Here is a 16719-nt window from a genome sequence, read left to right on the forward strand (position 1 = left end):
CCCCGGAGCCGACCGAGGGCTGACGCGAGCCGTCAGCCCTGCCCGGCCGCCCTACCCGTCAGCCTCGTCGTCGCGCGGCGGCGCCTTCGTCGGAGGCGCCTTGGCAGGGGAGGTGGTGGTGGAGGTGGTGCCCCACTCCACCCTGGGCCCCCACTCCCGGTCTTCCGCTGACGCCGCGGGCTCCGTACGACGGCCGCCCAGCACGAAGACGTCCGGCGCCCGGTCCAGCACCCCGCCCGACGGGTCGTCCGACCCGTCCTGCCGTACGCCGTCCCGCTCCGGCCGCAGCACGTCCCGCACCACCATCGCGCACAGGAACAGCGTCCCCAGCAGATGGGCCGCGATCGCCAGCTGGTAGCCCTCCGGCGGCAGTCCCTGATGCTTGGTGCTGGTCGTGTACGCCAGGTACATCCAGATGCCCAGGTAGTACGCGACCTCGCACGCCTGCCAGATCAGGAAGTCCCGCCAGCGCGGCCGGGCCAGCACGGCCAGCGGGATCAGCCAGAGCACGTACTGCGGCGAGTACACCTTGTTCGTCAGGATGAACGCGGCCACCACCAGGAACGCGAGCTGCGCGAAGCGCGGGCGCCTGGGGGCCGCCAGCGCCAGCGCCGCGATGCCCCCGCAGGCGAGGACCATCAGCAGCGTCGCGGCGGTGTTCACCGACTCGACCTCGAACGACTCGCCCGTGCGCTGGGAGATGACCAGCCAGAAGGAGCCGAAGTCGATCTGTCGCTCCTGGCTGAAGGTGTAGAACTTCTTCCACCCCTCCGGTGCCAGCAGCATCACCGGCAGGTTCGTCACCAGCCAGGCGCCGGCGGCCCCGAGCGCGGCGGTGGAGAACTCCCGCCACTTCCCGGCGCGCCAGCACAGCAGCAGGAGCGGGCCGAGCAGCAGCGCGGGATAGAGCTTCGCCGCCGTCGCCAGCCCGATCAGCACGCCGAAGGCCAGCGGACGGCTGCGCGCCCACATCAGCATGGCCGCGGCGGTGAGCGCCACGGCGAGCAGGTCCCAGTTGATGGTGGCCGTCAGGGCGAAGGCGGGCGCCAGGGCGACCATCAGGGCGTCCCAGGGGCGACGGCGGTGGGTGCGGGAGACGCAGACCGCGATGACCGCGGTGCAGATCATCAGCATCCCCGCGTTGACCAGCCAGTACACCTGCTCCTGGTGCTGGATGGAGCCGCTGGACGGCGTCAGCCAGGCGGCCACCTGCATGAAGAGCCCGGTCAGGACGGGGTACTCCAGGTACTCCATGTCGCCGGGGAGCCGGTCGAAGTACGGCAGCAGCCCCTCCGAGAAGCCCCGGCCCAGGTAGAGGTGGGGGATGTCGGAGTAGCAGGCGCGGGTGTACTGCGAGCTGGGGCCTCTGAACCAGGCCCAGTTGTAGCAGGGCAGCTTCTGCACCATGCCCAGGGCGAACATCCCGATCGCGGTGAGCGCGACCACGCGGACGGGGGTGAGGTACCCGCCGCGGACCCGCAGCGCGTAGCGGCCCGCCGGGCCGCCGATCAGCTCGCTGCCGGCCGCGGCGACGGAATCACGCCTGGTGGGCCGGACGTCCGGCCGCGCGTCCGGTGCTGCGTCCGGTCGTACGCCCGGTCGGTCGTCCCGGTGCACGCTCGTCTCTTCTGCGCTGGGCATGGTGCACATCCTGCCGTACGCGCAGGACCGCACGCGGGGGAGTGCGCCACGAGGGCCGCCGCATCCGGTGCTGTCCGGATGCGACGGCCCTCGTGGACCGGCTCGGGCGCCCTCAGGCGGCTCGGGTGCTACTCCCAGCCGTCCCGGCCGGCGATGATGCCGGTGCTCGCTGAGCTGCTCTCGCTGCCGCTGGGTTTTCCGCCGGGGCCGCCGTTGTCGTTCCCGTTGTTGTCGTTGCCGTTGTTCCCGTTGCCGTTGCAGTTCCAGTTGTCCCAGGGGTCACAGGACTGCGAGGCGCTGGTGGCGGGCTTGGACGGGCCGCTGCTGGAGGTCTCCTTCGACGGCGTGTTCGACGGCTTCTCCGACTCCTTCTTCGACGGGGTCGTCGACGGCGACGGCGGCGGGCTGGAGGCGCCACCGCCCCAGACGGCCTCGCCGATCGGCTCCGGCTTCGGGAACTTCAGCGACTTCTGGCCCTTCAGGGCGTCGCCCATGTAGTCCGCGAAGATGTCGGACGGGAACGACGAACCGTGGATCTTCTTCTGACCGCCGGTGCCGAACATCTCCAGGAACGCCCGGTTCTTCTTCGTCTCGTCGTCGTCGAGGCGGTACATGTCGATCGCGGTGGCCAGCTTCGGGGTGTAGCCGACGAACCAGGCCGACTTGTTGCCGTCGGTCGTACCCGTCTTGCCAGCGATCTCGTGCCCCTTGACCTGGGCGTTCTTGCCGGTGCCCTCGGTGACGACGTCCTTGAGCACATCGGTGACGTTGTTCGCCACGGCCGGGTCGAAGGCGCCCTTGGGATTGTCCTTGTGCTTGTAGATCACCCGGCCGTTCTTCTTGACCGACGCGACGGAGTACGGCTCGCGCTGCTCGCCCTGGGCCGCGAAGGTGGCGTACGAGCTGGCCATGCGGATGGCGCTCGGGGTCGAGATGCCGATCGAGAAGGAGGGCACGTCCGCCTTGTTCAGCGACTCCTCCAGCAGACCCGAGTCGATGGCGGCCTCGCGCACCTTGGGGATGCCGATGTCCATGCCGATCTGCACGAAGGGGCTGTTGGCGGACTCGATCATGGCCTCGCGCATGGTCATCTCGTCGTACGACTGATCACCGTCGTTGACCTGCCGCCACTCCTCGCCCTTCTCGTTGCGCCAGGTCGAGCCGTCGTACTTCTTGATCGTGAGCTTGTTCTTGCCGCTGTAGCCGCCCTTGTCCGGGTCGACCCTGGTGCGGTCGGAGTCGGACTGGTCGGCGGGCTTGCCGGGATCGCGCACGCCGTCGCGCATCGCCGCGGCCAGCACGTACGGCTTGAAGGTCGACCCCACCTGGGCACCGGTGTTGTTGGCGTTGTTGGTGAAGTGCTTGGTGGCGTCCGCACCGCCGTAGATCGCGACGATCTTGCCTGACTCCACGTCGATCGAGGCCCCGCCGAACTGGACGTGCGTGTCCGTCTCCGGCCGCTTCTTCGGGTCGATGTTCTCGTCGTACGCCTTCTTCACGGCCGCTTCGAGCTGCTGGATCTTCTTCTTGTTGAAGGTCGTGTGGATCTCGTAGCCGCCCAGCGCCAGGTCGTCCGCGGTGACCTGCTTGTGTTGGCTGATGAAATTGGCCTTGGCGAGATCGACCAGGTAACCGATCTGGCCGCCGAGCTTGGCGCCCTTGGCGACCGGCTCGACCTTGGGCAACGCGGTGAACGTCGCCCGCTTCTCCTTGCTCAGGTGGCCGTCCTTGACCATCTCGTCCAGGACCCACGCCCAGCGCTTGGTCACCCGCTTGAGGTTGGCCTCCGGGGTGGCGGCCGGGTCGATGTCCACGGAGCCGGCCGGGTCGTAGTACGTCGCGCCCTTGAGCAGCGTGGTGAGGAACGCCGACTGGCTCTCGTTCATGTCGATGGCGTTCACGCCGAAGTAGGTCCGGGCGGCGGCCTGGATGCCGTAGGCCCCACGGCCGTAGTACGAGGTGTTCAGATAGCCGGCCATGATGTCCGGCTTCTCCTCGTTCGCACCGACCTTTATGGAGATGAACAGCTCCTTGACCTTGCGGCTCAGGGTCTGCGACTGGTCGGCCAGCACCGCGTTCTTCACGTACTGCTGGGTGATCGTGGAGCCGCCCTGGGTCTGCTCGCCCTTGGCCATGTTCACCAGGGCCCGGGAGATGCCCTTGGGGTCGATGCCGGAGTCCGTCTCGAAGGTCTTGTTCTCCGCCGAGATGACGGCCTTCTGCATGTGCTCCGGGATCTGGCTGATGTCGACGTTCTGACGGTTGACCTCACCGCCGGTCGCGGCCATCGGCGTGCCGTCGTCCCAGTAGTAGACGTTGTTCTCGGCCTTGGCCATCTTGTCCGGGTCGGGGATGCCCACCATCGCGTACGCGAGGGTCGCGGCCCCCATCAGGGTGCCGAGGAAGGCCAGCGCGAGCCCGCTGACCAGCTTCCAGGACGGCACCCAGCGCTGCCAGCCGTCCTTGTTCCGGCGCGGGTAGTCGATCAGGCGCTTCTTGCCGGGCCGCCCGCCGCGGCCGGGCTCCTGGTGGCCCCCGGCGCCGGCGCCCCGGCGTCCGCCGCCGCGACCTCCCCGGCCGCCGCCGCCCGCCGCGCCGTCCACCCGTCGGCGCCCACCCCGCTGGGCCGCTCTACGGGCTTCGGCTCGGCCGCCGTAGGGCCGCTCCTCACCGTGTGCCGCGGGTTCGGGCCCTGGTGACGGGGCCGCTCGGCGGCCGGACGGCTGCTGCGCGGCGCGCCTGGCAGCCGCCCGTCCACCGTTCTGGGCCTGCGGCGGTTTGCGACGGTGCTCGCTCATCGAACGACTACTCCTCGGGCAGGCGAAATGCCTGGAAGTGGCAGTTGACTTCCGGTCCCCCCAACACGGATGCGGACCGGCCGGCACGAAGGGCTCGTCCGCTGTGCATCCAGGGCGATGACGTCCGGCGACGGCCCATGGTTCCCGGCAGTCTGCATCCGCACAGACTACGCACGGCCAAATCCCTCCCGACACTGAAGTTCATCCCAAAACAGGCAAGTTGCCCGGGATGAATTGGCCATGTGATGCCGTTCACCGCGCCCCCTCTTGTCGCAGGGGCATTGCCGCCCTATCGTGCTGATGTATCGAGTCGATACATCAGCACGAGACAATCGGTCAGGGCGGACGAGGGAGGCGATGGTGAGCAGGCGCTCGGGGATCCTTGAGTTCGCCGTGCTCGGCCTGCTCCGCGAAGCCCCGATGCACGGGTACGAGCTGCGGAAACGGCTCAACACCTCACTGGGGATCTTCCGGGCCTTCAGCTACGGGACCCTCTACCCCTGCCTGAAGACGCTGGTCGCCAACGGCTGGTTGACGGAGGAGCCGGGCAGCGCCCCCGAGGACGCCCTGGCGGCGTCCCTGGCGGGGCGCCGCGCCAAGATCGTCTACCGGTTGACGGCGGAGGGAAAGGAACGCTTCGAGGAACTGCTCTCGCACACCGGCCCCGACAGCTGGGAGGACGAGCACTTCGCGGCTCGCTTCGCCTTCTTCGGGCAGACGGAGCGCGAGGTACGGATGCGGGTGCTGGAAGGCCGCCGCAGCCGGCTGGAGGAGCGCCTGGAGAAGATGCGCGCCTCCCTCGCCCGTACCCGGGAGCGCCTCGACGACTACACCCTGGAGCTCCAGCGCCACGGAATGGAGTCCGTGGAGCGGGAAGTGCGCTGGCTGAACGAGCTCATCGAGAGCGAGCGGACGGGACGGGACCAGCGAAGCTCCTCCCCTGACGAAGCGCCTCGCGAGAACAACACACGTGGGTCACAGGACGGCCTGCCCCGGCACGGGGGCACGGGGCCCGGGGGCACTCCTCCCGGCCCCGGCTCCGCGCCGGATCCGTCCGACGACACCGCCAACTGAGACCCCGCGGTCCGCAGGGTCTCATCCGGAATACCGAAATGACACAGGGAGCAACCGGAATGGGTTCGGTTCGCGTAGCCATCGTCGGCGTGGGCAACTGCGCCGCCTCGCTGGTGCAGGGCGTCGAGTACTACAAGGACGCCGACCCGGACAGCAAGGTGCCGGGTCTGATGCACGTCCAGTTCGGCGAGTACCACGTCCGGGACGTCGAGTTCGTCGCCGCCTTCGACGTGGACGCCAAGAAGGTCGGCCTCGACCTGGTCGACGCCATCGGCGCCAGCGAGAACAACACCATCAAGATCTGCGACGTGCCCAACTCGGGCATCACGGTGCAGCGCGGCCACACCCTCGACGGCCTGGGCAAGTACTACCGCGAGACCATCGAGGAGTCCGCCGAGGCCCCGGTCGACGTCGTCCAGGTCCTCAAGGACAAGCAGGTCGACGTGCTGGTCTGCTACCTGCCCGTGGGCTCCGAGGACGCGGCGAAGTTCTACGCCCAGTGCGCCATCGACGCCAAGGTCGGCTTCGTCAACGCCCTCCCGGTCTTCATCGCCGGCACCAAGGAGTGGGCCGACAAGTTCACCGAGGCGGGCGTCCCGATCGTCGGCGACGACATCAAGTCGCAGGTCGGCGCCACGATCACGCACCGCGTGATGGCGAAGCTCTTCGAGGACCGGGGCGTCATCCTGGACCGCACGATGCAGCTGAACGTCGGCGGCAACATGGACTTCAAGAACATGCTGGAGCGGGAGCGGCTGGAGTCCAAGAAGATCTCCAAGACGCAGGCCGTCACCTCGCAGATCCCCGACCGCGAGCTGGGCGAGAAGAACGTCCACATCGGTCCGTCCGACTACGTCGCGTGGCTCGACGACCGCAAGTGGGCCTACGTCCGCCTGGAGGGCCGCGCGTTCGGCGACGTCCCGCTGAACCTGGAGTACAAGCTGGAGGTCTGGGACTCCCCGAACTCCGCCGGCGTGATCATCGACGCCCTGCGTGCCGCGAAGATCGCCAAGGACCGCGGCATCGGCGGCCCGATCCTCTCCGCGAGCAGCTACTTCATGAAGAGCCCGCCGGTGCAGTACTTCGACGACGAGGCCCGCGAGAACGTCGAGAAGTTCATCAAGGGCGAGGTCGAGCGCTGAGCCGACGCTGAGCCGAGGTCCGTCCCGGCCGCCCTCCGGGGCGGCGGACGGCCATGACCGCGGAGGGTCCCCGGGTGTCCGCCCGGGGACCCTCCGCGTGTGCGGGGAGCCCATGTGTGACGCTTGTCCGCATGCCCGTCGTACGTGATCTGCGCGTACTCCTGCGCCTGACGAACTTCCGCCGGCTCCTGGCCGTCCGACTGCTCTCCCAGACAGCCGACGGCGTCTACCAGGTCGCGCTCGCCACGTATGTGGTCTTCTCGCCGGAGAAGCAGACCTCGCCCGCCGCCATCGCCTCCGCCATGGCCGTCCTCCTGCTGCCGTACTCCCTGGTCGGCCCCTTCGCCGGAGTGCTGCTGGACCGGTGGCGGCGGCGACAGGTCTTCCTCTACGGCAATCTGCTGCGGGCGGTGTTGGCCTGCGGCACCGCCCTGCTGATCCTGGCCTCGGTGCCCGACTGGCTCTTCTACCTCTCCGCCCTGCTGGTCACCGGCATCAACCGCTTCGTCCTCGCCGGCCTCTCGGCGGCCCTGCCCCGGGTGGTGGACGACGATCGGCTGGTCATCGCCAACTCCCTGTCGCCGACGGCGGGCACCCTGGCCGCGTTCGCCGGCGGGGGACTCGCCTTCGTCGTCCGGCTGGTCTCCTCCGACTCCGACGCCGCGGTCGTCCTGCTGGGCGCCGCCCTCTACCTCTGTTCCGCACTGGCCTCGCTCCGGATGAGCCGGGAACTGCTCGGCCCCGATCCGGACCGGGTGCAGCCGCAACTGCTCGCCGCCGTCGCCTCCACGGCGCACGGTCTGGCCAGCGGGGTGCGCCATCTCGCCGAGCGACCGGCGGCGACCCGTGCGCTCACGGCGATCACCCTGATGCGCTTCTGCTACGGCGCCCTGACGGTGACCGTGCTGATGCTCTGCCGCTACGCCTGGTACGCCGACGAACAGGACGGCCTCGCGCTGCTGGGGGTGGCCGTCGCCGTGTCGGGGGCCGGGTTCTTCACCGCGGCCGTGTTCACCCCCTGGGCCATCGGCCGACTCGGCCGGTACGGCTGGATGATCACCTGCGCCGGGTCGGCGGCCTTTCTGGTGCCGGCCCTGGGGCTGCCCTTCGAGCCCGGGCCGATACTGGTCGCCGCGTTCGTCCTGGGGCTGGTCACCCAGGGAACGAAGATCACCGCCGACACCGTCGTCCAGACGTCGGTGGACGACGCCTATCGCGGGCGGGTCTTCTCGCTCTACGACGTCCTGTTCAACGTCGCCTTCGTGGGCGCCGCGGTCGTCGCCGCACTGATGCTGCCTCCGGACGGACGGTCGGTCGAACTGGTCGTCCTGGTGGCGCTGATCTATGCGGCGATCGCCCTGCTTCTGAAGCGCTGGAGCCGCTCGAACCACTCAACCGAGCAGGAGCAGGCGTCCCGGGGGTAACCAAGGAGCGGTTCGCGGGTCATGTTTCACGTGAAACATGACCGTGGAACGGCAGGGCTCCACGTTTCACGTGAAACATGGAGCCCGTTGGTGCCGAGTCTGTGCAGCACTCAGTCCTGCTGAGCAGCCCACCACTCCTTGAGCGCGGCGACCGCGGCATCGCGCTCCATCGGCCCGTTCTCCAGGCGCAGGTCCAGGAGGTAGGCGTACGCCTTGCCGATGGCGGGCCCGGGGCCGATGTCCAGGAGCTCCTGGATCTCGTTGCCGTTGAGGTCGGGCCGGATGGAGTCCAGCTCTTCCTGCTCCTTCAGCTGGGCGATCCGCTCCTCCAGACCGTCGTACGTCCGGGAGAGGGCGGCGGCCTTGCGCTTGTTCCGCGTGGTGCAGTCCGAGCGGGTCAGCTTGTGGAGCCGGGTCAGGAGCGGGCCGGCGTCGCGCACGTAGCGGCGCACCGCCGAGTCGGTCCACTCGCCGTCCCCGTACCCGTGGAACCGCAGGTGCAGCTCCACCAGCCGGGCCACGTCCTTGACCAGCTCGTTGGAGTACTTGAGTGCGGTCATCCGCTTCTTGGTCATCTTCGCCCCCACCACCTCGTGGTGGTGGAAGGAGACCCGGCCGTCCTTCTCGAAGCGACGAGTGCGCGGCTTGCCGATGTCGTGGAGCAGGGCGGACAGCCGCAACACCAGGTCCGGGCCCTCCTCCTCCAGGTCAATGGCCTGCTCCAGCACGGTCAGGGAGTGCTCGTACACGTCCTTGTGCCGATGGTGCTCGTCGCTCTCCAGCCGTAGCGCCGGGAGCTCCGGCAGCACGTGGGCGGCCAGCCCGGAGTCCACGAGTAGCGCGAGGCCCTTGCGGGGGTGGGCGGAGAGGACCAGCTTGTTCAGCTCGTCCCGGACCCGCTCAGCGGAGACGATCTCGATCCGCGCGGACATCTCCGTCATGGCGGTGACCACCTCGGGCGCCACCTCGAAGTCGAGCTGGGCCGAGAAGCGGGCCGCCCGCATCATCCGCAGGGGATCGTCCGAGAAGGACGCCTCCGGGGTGCCGGGGGTGCGCAGCACCTTCGCGGCCAGGTCCTCCAGCCCGTGGTGCGGGTCGATGAACTCCTTCTCCGGAAGCGCGACGGCCATCGCGTTCACCGTGAAGTCGCGACGGACCAGGTCCTCCTCGATGGAGTCGCCGTAGGACACCTCGGGCTTGCGGGAGGTCCGGTCGTACGCCTCCGAGCGGTAGGTCGTGACCTCGATCTGGTAGCCGCTCTTCTGCGCGCCGACCGTGCCGAAGGCGATCCCCACGTCCCACACCGAATCCGCCCAAGGCCGGATGATCTTCAGCACGTCCTCGGGGCGGGCGTCCGTCGTGAAGTCCAGGTCGTTGCCGAGCCGGCCGAGCAGCGCGTCCCGGACCGAGCCCCCGACCAGGGCCAGCCGGAACCCGGCCTCCTGGAAGTGACGGGCAAGATCGTCCGCAACGGGAGCTACGCGCAGTAGCTCCACGACTGCACGGCGTTGCACCTGGCTCAGTGCGCTGGGGGTCTCTTCATTCGGATTCGGCACAACAGAAGAGGGTACGTGGCCTGGCCGGCAAGGGTGCCCCGAAGCCTTTCATGATCGTGCAGGCCACTCCGCGGCACTCGGACCCAGCGCACCTCGTTACCATGCGTGGACGCGGTGAGCGACAGCGACCCAGCGCACCAGACGAGCAACCGACGACGAGGGACGGACGAGCGCGTGGCCGAGGCGGCAGCATTCCGGAGGACGACCCGCTCTCCCGCCCGCCGCTGGCTACGTCGGACCGGCGCTTGGCTGGCCACCGCGCCCCTGGCCGCGGGGATCCTCGCCGGGCCGCTGGCGCCCGCCTCCCAAGCCGCAGAGCCGATGAGCGCGCCCGCCGCCCGGAGCGCACCCCCGACGGCACCGACGGCCAAGCGCGCGGGGACCGTGGACGTGTCGCTGAACACCCTGACGCCGAGCGCCCCCCGCGAGGGCGACACCCTGACCGTCACGGGCACGGTGACCAACAAGGGCAAGCAGACCGTCAAGAAGGCCGAGGTCGGACTGCGGGTCGGGCCGGCCCTCAACGGACGGACCGCCATCGACCGCGCCGCCAAGCGCGCCGGTTACGACCCGGGCACCGACGGCTCCGGCATCGACGGCAAGTACGCCGTGCAGCTGCCGGCGCTGGCCCCGGGCATCAGCCACGACTTCAGCATCTCCGTCCCGGTCGACGACCTCGACCTCGGCGCGGACGGCGTCTATCCCGTCGGGGTGGCCCTGTCGGGCCAGACGCCCAACGACCCGTACCAGGACGTGCTCGGGTTCCAGCGCTCGTTCCTGCCCTGGCAGCCGGACGCGCTGAGCGACAAGCCTCAGTTCACCTACCTCTGGCCGCTTGTCTCCTCCGCCCATCTGACGTCCGAGGTGGGCTCGGACGAGCAGCGGACCCCGGTGTTCGAGGACGAGGAGCTGGCCAAGGAGCTCGCCCCCGGCGGGCGGCTGGGACAGCTCGTCTCGCTGGGCAGCGAGCTGCCCGTCACCTGGGTCGTCGACCCGGACCTCCTGGCCACCGTCGACGCCATGACCAGGAACTACCGGGTGAAGAACGTAACGGAGACCGTCCCCGGGAAGAACCAGGCGCTCGCCAAGCAGTGGCTGAGCTCCCTCCAGGCCGCGATCCAGGACGACAAGGTGATCGCGCTGCCGTACGCCGACCCGGACCTGGCGTCCCTGGCGCACCGCGGCAAGAACGTCTCCGGCTCCCTCAGCCACCTCCAGCAGGCCACCGAGGTGGCCGAGCGGACCGTGGAGACCGTCCTCCACGTCGAACCGTCGATGGACTTCGCCTGGCCCGTCGAAGGCGCGATCGACTCCTCGATCGTGAACGTCGCCACCTCGGCGGGTGCGAGCAACGTGATCGCCCGCAGCGACAGCCTGGAGGACGACCTCCAGTACACCGCCTCCGCAGCCCGTCCGATCGGCGGCGGCACGACCGCCGTGGTCGCCGACGCACGGCTGTCGAAGGCGTTCCAGAGCTCCATGATCCACAGTGAGGCGTCCACCCTCGCCGTCCAGCAGTTCCTCGCCCAGTCGCTGGCAGTGGCCCGTCAGGACGCCGACGGCCCGCGCAGCATCGTCGTCGCCCCCCAGCGGGTGCCCACCGCGGCCCAGGCGCAGGCCATGGCGCACGCGGTGAAGCAGCTCTCCGACGAGCGCTGGACCCAGCAGGTCGACCTGGTCGCCGCCGCCGAGGTCAAGCCGGACGAGAACGCGTCCCGGCAGGTCCCGTCCACCTCGCGCTACCCCAGCCACCTGCGTAAGCAGGAGCTGACCGTCCGGACCTTCGAGGACATCCGCGCCACGCAGACCGCCCTCGACAAGTTCACGGTCATCCTCACGGCCCGGGACCGGGTGGAGACGCCGTTCTCCCGGGCGATCGACCGGGAGATGTCGAACTCGTGGCGCGGCAATCGCACGGCCGCCGTGGAGTACCGCACCGACGTGGAAGAGAGCCTGCGGGCCCTCACCAGCGAGGTGCAGCTGATCGAGAAGTCGCAGATCACGCTCTCGGGCCGGAGCGCCACGATCCCCGTGACCGTGCAGAACCGGCTGCTCCAGGACGTCGACAACCTCGTCCTGCGGCTCAGCTCGGACAACGCGGCCCGGCTCAGCCTCGACGGCGACAAGGGCGTCGCCGAGCGCCCGATCGAGGTCAAGGCGGGACACAGCCAGTCCGTGAAGTTCGACGCCCTGGCCAACGCCAACGGCCAGGTGCGGATGACGGCCCAGCTCTACACCGAGGACAACAAGCCCTACGGCGAGAAGATGCAGTTCACGGTGAAGGTCTCCGAGGCCACCCCCACCGTCCTGCTGGTGATCGCGGGCGGTGTGCTGCTCCTGGTCCTCGCCGGGGTGCGGATGTACACCCAGCGCAAGCGGGCGGCCGGCAACGGCCCCGCCGGCGAGGACGGCTCCACCCCGGAGGACGGCCCCGAGCCGGAGCCCGACGGGGACTCCGCCCCGGAGGGGACGCGGCCGTCGCAGGACGACGTCGAGGCCCCGGATCCCGGGCAGCCGAGTGACCCGACACCGGACACCGGTCCGGAAAGCGGCAACCCGTCGGTCGCGGGTGAGAAAGTGGACCGTTGAGCGATGTCGTGGCCGCCGGCCGGGGACGATGAGGTGGGGTAGCAATGAACGCGCCGTACGACGGTGACCGCGGTCAAGGCGCCGGCATGGACCCGGCGGGCCAGCCGCAGCACCCGCACCAGCCTCCGTACCCCCACGAACCCGGCCAGCAGCAGCACTACCAGCAGTACGCCCAGGACCCCGCCCAGCACCCGTACGCCCCGGAACACGGGCAGCCGCAGCACTACGCCCAGGACCCCGGTCAGCAGCAGCACTACCCGCACGACCCGTACCAGCAGAACCCATACCAGCAGAACGCCCACGCCCAGGAACCGTACGCACAGGACCCGTACCTGCGGGACGCCTACGCTCCGGACCCCTACCGGGCGCAGGACCTCTCCGCCCAGGACCCGGTGGCCGAAGCGCTGTACGACCGTGCCTCGCACCCACCGCCGCCGCCCGGCACGTACCCGGACGCCCAGCCGCTCTACCAGCAGCCGCCGGTGTCGCAGTACGCGCCGGACCCGCGCGTCTGGGCGCACACCCCGCCCCCGGAGCCGGCCGGCCCCTCGCGCCACCTGCCCTACGGCGACGACGCCCGGACCACTCAGTACACCGGGGTGGACGACCTGGTCAGCAACGCCAGGGAGGAGCCCCCGGCGCAGGACGCCTTCGCGCACCTCTACCGCGACCAGCAGAGCCCCGGCCAGACCGTGCCCGCGCCCGCCGCGGAGCCCGCTCCGGCCCCGCCCCCGCCGGCCGCGAAGAAGTCCGCCGGCCGGGTCGCCAGCCTGGCGAAGTCCAGCGCGGTGATGGCCGCGGGGACGATCGTCTCCCGGCTCACCGGCTTCCTGCGGAACCTCGTGATGGCCGCGGCGATCGGCGTCGGCGTCCTCAGCGACACCTACCAGGTCGCCAACGTCCTCCCGACGATGATCTACGTCCTGGTCGGCGGCGGCGCGCTGAACGCGGTCTTCATCCCCCAGCTCGTCCGGGCCATGAAGAACGACGAGGACGGCGGCGAGGCGTACGCCAACCGCCTGCTGACGCTCGTCGTGGTGCTGCTCGCCGGCGTCACCGTGATCTGCGTGGTGGCGGCCCCGCTGCTGGTGACCATGATGTCGCCGACCATCGCCTCCGACCCGGAGAAGAAGGACGTCGCGGTCGCCTTCGCCCGCTACTGCATCCCCACGATCTTCTTCATGGGCCTCCACGTGGTGCTCGGGCAGATCCTGAACGCCCGCGAGCGCTTCGGTGCGATGATGTGGACCCCGGTCCTCAACAACGTCGTCATCATCGCCTCGTTCGCCGCGTTCATCTGGGCCTTCGGCAGCTTCACCGAGTCCGGGGTCAACACCGCCACGATCACCCCCGAGGGCGTCCGGCTCCTCGGCCTCGGCACCATGCTCGGCCTCGTCGTCCAGGCGCTGGCGATGCTCCCCTACCTGCGGGACGCGGGCTTCCGGATGCGGCTGCGCTTCGACTGGCGGGGCCAGGGCCTGGGCAAGGCCGCCGGCCTGGCGAAGTGGACGCTCTTCTTCGTCCTCGCCAACCAGCTCGGCATGATCGTCGTCACCCAGCTGGCGACCTCCGCCGGCGCGACCGCCGAGAAGCACGGCTTCACCGGCACCGGCATCACTGCGTACAACTACGCGCTGCTGCTGTGGCAGCTCCCCCAGGCCATCATCACCGTCTCGGTGATGACCGCGGTGCTGCCCAGGATCTCCCGCTCGGCCCACGACGGGGACGCCGCCGCGGTCCGCGACGACATCTCGTACGGCCTGCGCACCTCCGCCGTCGCCATCGTGCCCTCCGCCTTCGCCTTCTTCGCGCTGGGCGTGCCGATGGCGGGACTGATGTACGCCGGCTCGGGCGCGGAAGGCGCCCGGAACATCGGCTTCACCCTGATGGCCTTCGGCCTCGGCCTGATCCCGTACTCCGTCCAGTACGTCGTGCTCCGCGGCTTCTACGCCTACGAGGACACCCGGACGCCCTTCTACAACACCGTGATCGTCGCCGTCGTCAACGCGAGCGCGGCCGGGATCAGCTTCCTGCTGCTGCCCGCCCGCTGGGCCGTGGTCGGCATGGCCGCCTCCTACGGCATGGCGTACATGATCGGCGTGGGAGTGGCCTGGCGCCGGCTGAAGCGGCGGCTGGGCGGCGACCTGGACGGACCGCACATCATGCGGACGTACACCCGCCTGTGCATGGCCTCGCTGCCGGCAGCGCTGGTCGGCGGCGCGGCGGCCTTCGGGATCATCAAGGTCCTGGGCAACGGTGCCAGCGGCTCCCTCGCCGCGCTCCTGGGCGGAGGGATCGTGCTCCTGGGCGTCTTCTTCCTCGCGGCCAAGCGCATGCGCATCGAGGAGCTGAACTCCATGGTCGGCATGGTGCGCGGGCGTCTCGGCAGGTAGGACCGCGCACCTCCGCGCACAACCATCGTCAGGTGCCGTGTGTCGTGCATAGCAGCGGACTGTGGGCACAATTGGCATGGCTGTTGGTTATGCGCAACGGATGGGGAGGCAGGAACGACGGTGGCGGAACGTAGCACGGCTGCCGTCGACGTGGCCGACAACGGCGGAGACGAACCGCTGACCGCGCAGGCGGAGGAGGCCACGGCCGACGGGGCGTCCGAATCCCCCGCACCGGAGGCGAAGGGCTCTCCGGACGGGGAAGACAACGGGTCCACGGGCCAGCGGGGCGACGAGCCCCGAGGGACGGAGCAGCCCGAAGAGCCCGCACGGGCCGAGCAGTCCGAGGAACCTGCACCGGTCGAGCAGACGGAGAGTGCTGCACCGGACGACGGGACCGCGCAGGCTCCGAAGGCGGGGAAGAAGGCGAAGGCCGCCGATTCGGCCATCGCCTCGCCCGAGCTGCACAGCGGCCACAAGCTCGCCAGACGCTACCGCCTCGAAGAGTGCATCACCCGTTTGGACGGATTCAGCAGCTGGCGTGCGGTGGACGAGAAGCTGCGCCGCGCCGTCGGGGTGCACGTGCTCCCCGCGGACCACCCTAGGGCCCGCTCCGTGCTCGCCGCGGCCCGCTCCGCGGCCCTGCTCGGCGACGCCCGGTTCGTCATGGTGCTCGACGCCGTCGAGGACAACGACCTCGTGTACGTCGTCCACGAGTGGCTCCCGGACGCCACCGAGCTGACCGCGCTGCTCGCGATGGGCCCGTTGGAGCCCCACGAGGCGTACAAGCTCGTCGACCAGCTCTCCCAGGCCCTGGCCGCCGCCCACCGCGAAGGTCTCTCCCACCTCAAGCTCACCCCGGGCGCCGTCCTGCGGACCTCCACCGGCCAGTACCGCATCCGCGGCCTCGCCGTGAACGCCGCCCTGCGCGGTATCTCCGTCGAGCGGCCCCAGCGCACCGACACCGAGGCGATCGGCGCGCTCCTGTACGCCGCCCTCACCCAGCGCTGGCCGTACGAGACGAACGCGTACGGCCTGTCCGGACTGCCCAAGGGCGTCGGGCTGCTGCCGCCGGACCAGGTCCGGGCGGGCGTGCACCGGGGACTCTCCGAGCTGGCCATGCGCGCCCTGGTGAACGACGGCGCCACCGCCTCCCGCCAGGAGCCGCCCTGCACGACCCCGGAGGAGCTGGCCAAGGCCGTCGGGGAGATGCCGCGGATCCGCCCCCCGGAGCCCACGTTCGCCACCCCGCCGGAGTACCGGCGCACCACCTACCAGCAGGGCACCTACGGCCGGCCCGCCGGCCCGCCCAACGTCGGGATCACGCACGCGGTGCCGATCCCGCCCGCGCCGCTGGAGAGCCGGGCCGGCAAGGTGCTCAAGTGGATCGTCGCGGCCCTGCTGATCACCGCCCTGGGGCTGGGCAGCTGGCAGATCGCGGAGAAGCTCCTCGAACGGGACGACGACCCCGGGTCCAGCACGCAGACGCCGCCCAAGGAGAACGACGAGAAGCCGAAGGCGCCCGCTGGGCCCCTGGCCATCAAGGACGCCGACGAGTTCATGCTGAACGGCGACGGCATCAAGGAGCAGCAGGTCCCGAACACGGTCGACGGCGATCCGGGCACGTCCTGGGTCACGCCGGAGTACCACAACTACCCGAACTTCGGGAACCTGCCCGAGCGCAAGCAGGGGAGCGGCATCATCGTCGACCTCGGCAGCGTGCAGGAGGTGTCCGGCATCGACATCGACATGTACCGCGCCGGTCACGAGATCCAGGTGTTCGCGGCAGGAGAGAACGCGTCCAACCCGACGTCGCGCTCGCAGTTCGGCAAGAGCCTGACGCCCCGGCAGATGGTGGGGGCGAACGTGAAGGCGACCTTCGACGAGCCCACCCGCACCCGCTACGTCCTGGTCCATGTCTCCAAGCTCCCGCTGGAGTTCGGGAACAAGTACCGCGGCGGCATCACGGAGATCAAGATCCTCGGTCGCTGAGCGCTGGGCCGGCGGCGGGAGGTCCCGCCGCCGGCCCGACCACGCACCGGACGCGGGCCGGCCACCAGCGACGCGATTGCGTTTTCCCCCTGCCTCTCCCCGTCTGAATCGTG

The 16719-nt window shown here is 70.1% G+C and carries 9 protein-coding genes; 6 read left to right on the forward strand and 3 right to left on the reverse strand.

The window, feature by feature from the left end:
* Positions 1 to 51: 51 nt before the first annotated feature.
* The gene (locus AB0E05_RS06535) at positions 52 to 1641 is read right to left on the reverse strand and encodes a glycosyltransferase 87 family protein (protein WP_361959729.1); all 1590 of its coding nucleotides are present in this window, start codon (positions 1639 to 1641) and stop codon (positions 52 to 54) included.
* A 128-nt stretch (positions 1642 to 1769) separates the two neighbouring features.
* Entirely contained in the window at positions 1770 to 4439 is a 2670-nt protein-coding gene (locus AB0E05_RS06540; RefSeq protein ID WP_361959732.1) for a transglycosylase domain-containing protein, read from the reverse strand.
* A gap of 360 nt (positions 4440 to 4799) precedes the next feature.
* On the opposite strand from AB0E05_RS06540, the gene AB0E05_RS06545 reads away from it, so the two are divergent.
* The 3 genes from AB0E05_RS06545 (at position 4800) to AB0E05_RS06555 (ending at position 8079) form a co-directional block, all read left to right on the forward strand.
* A complete protein-coding gene (locus AB0E05_RS06545; protein ID WP_361959735.1) occupies positions 4800 to 5513 on the forward strand; it encodes a helix-turn-helix transcriptional regulator in 714 nt (237 codons plus the stop codon).
* A 59-nt stretch (positions 5514 to 5572) separates the two neighbouring features.
* Positions 5573 to 6655: an inositol-3-phosphate synthase gene (locus tag AB0E05_RS06550; RefSeq protein ID WP_361959738.1), complete on the forward strand. Its 1083-nt coding sequence runs from the start codon at positions 5573 to 5575 to the stop codon at positions 6653 to 6655.
* 131 nt (positions 6656 to 6786) lie between these two features.
* The gene (locus tag AB0E05_RS06555; RefSeq protein ID WP_361959741.1) at positions 6787 to 8079 is read left to right on the forward strand and encodes an MFS transporter; all 1293 of its coding nucleotides are present in this window, start codon (positions 6787 to 6789) and stop codon (positions 8077 to 8079) included.
* A gap of 110 nt (positions 8080 to 8189) precedes the next feature.
* Here the strand turns inward: AB0E05_RS06555 and AB0E05_RS06560 are convergent, their stop codons facing one another.
* Positions 8190 to 9635 carry a CCA tRNA nucleotidyltransferase gene (locus tag AB0E05_RS06560; RefSeq protein ID WP_361959744.1) on the reverse strand — a complete coding sequence of 482 codons (1446 nt, stop codon included), beginning with the start codon at positions 9633 to 9635 and terminating at the stop codon, positions 8190 to 8192.
* A gap of 174 nt (positions 9636 to 9809) precedes the next feature.
* Here AB0E05_RS06560 and AB0E05_RS06565 point away from each other — a divergent pair, with 174 nt between their 5' ends.
* The 3 genes from AB0E05_RS06565 (at position 9810) to AB0E05_RS06575 (ending at position 16606) form a co-directional block, all read left to right on the forward strand.
* Entirely contained in the window at positions 9810 to 12224 is a 2415-nt protein-coding gene (locus AB0E05_RS06565) for a DUF6049 family protein (protein ID WP_361959927.1), read from the forward strand.
* 44 nt (positions 12225 to 12268) lie between these two features.
* Positions 12269 to 14617, forward strand: a complete 2349-nt coding sequence (gene murJ, locus AB0E05_RS06570) for a murein biosynthesis integral membrane protein MurJ (RefSeq protein ID WP_361959747.1) — start codon at positions 12269 to 12271, stop codon at positions 14615 to 14617.
* 120 nt (positions 14618 to 14737) lie between these two features.
* Entirely contained in the window at positions 14738 to 16606 is a 1869-nt protein-coding gene (locus AB0E05_RS06575) for a serine/threonine protein kinase (protein WP_361959750.1), read from the forward strand.
* Positions 16607 to 16719 lie beyond the last annotated feature (113 nt).

Source organism: Streptomyces sp. NPDC048057, from assembly GCF_040653095.1.
Taxonomy (GTDB): Bacteria; Actinomycetota; Actinomycetes; order Streptomycetales; family Streptomycetaceae; genus Streptomyces.

Coding starts and splice junctions, on each gene's coding strand:
- AB0E05_RS06555 (WP_361959741.1), top strand. CDS start 6,787: ATGCCCGTCGTACGTGATCTGCGCGTACTCCTGCGCCTGACGAACTTC.
- AB0E05_RS06550 (WP_361959738.1), top strand. CDS start 5,573: ATGGGTTCGGTTCGCGTAGCCATCGTCGGCGTGGGCAACTGCGCCGCC.
- AB0E05_RS06535 (WP_361959729.1), bottom strand. CDS start 1,641: ATGCCCAGCGCAGAAGAGACGAGCGTGCACCGGGACGACCGACCGGGC.
- murJ (WP_361959747.1), top strand. CDS start 12,269: ATGAACGCGCCGTACGACGGTGACCGCGGTCAAGGCGCCGGCATGGAC.
- AB0E05_RS06540 (WP_361959732.1), bottom strand. CDS start 4,439: ATGAGCGAGCACCGTCGCAAACCGCCGCAGGCCCAGAACGGTGGACGG.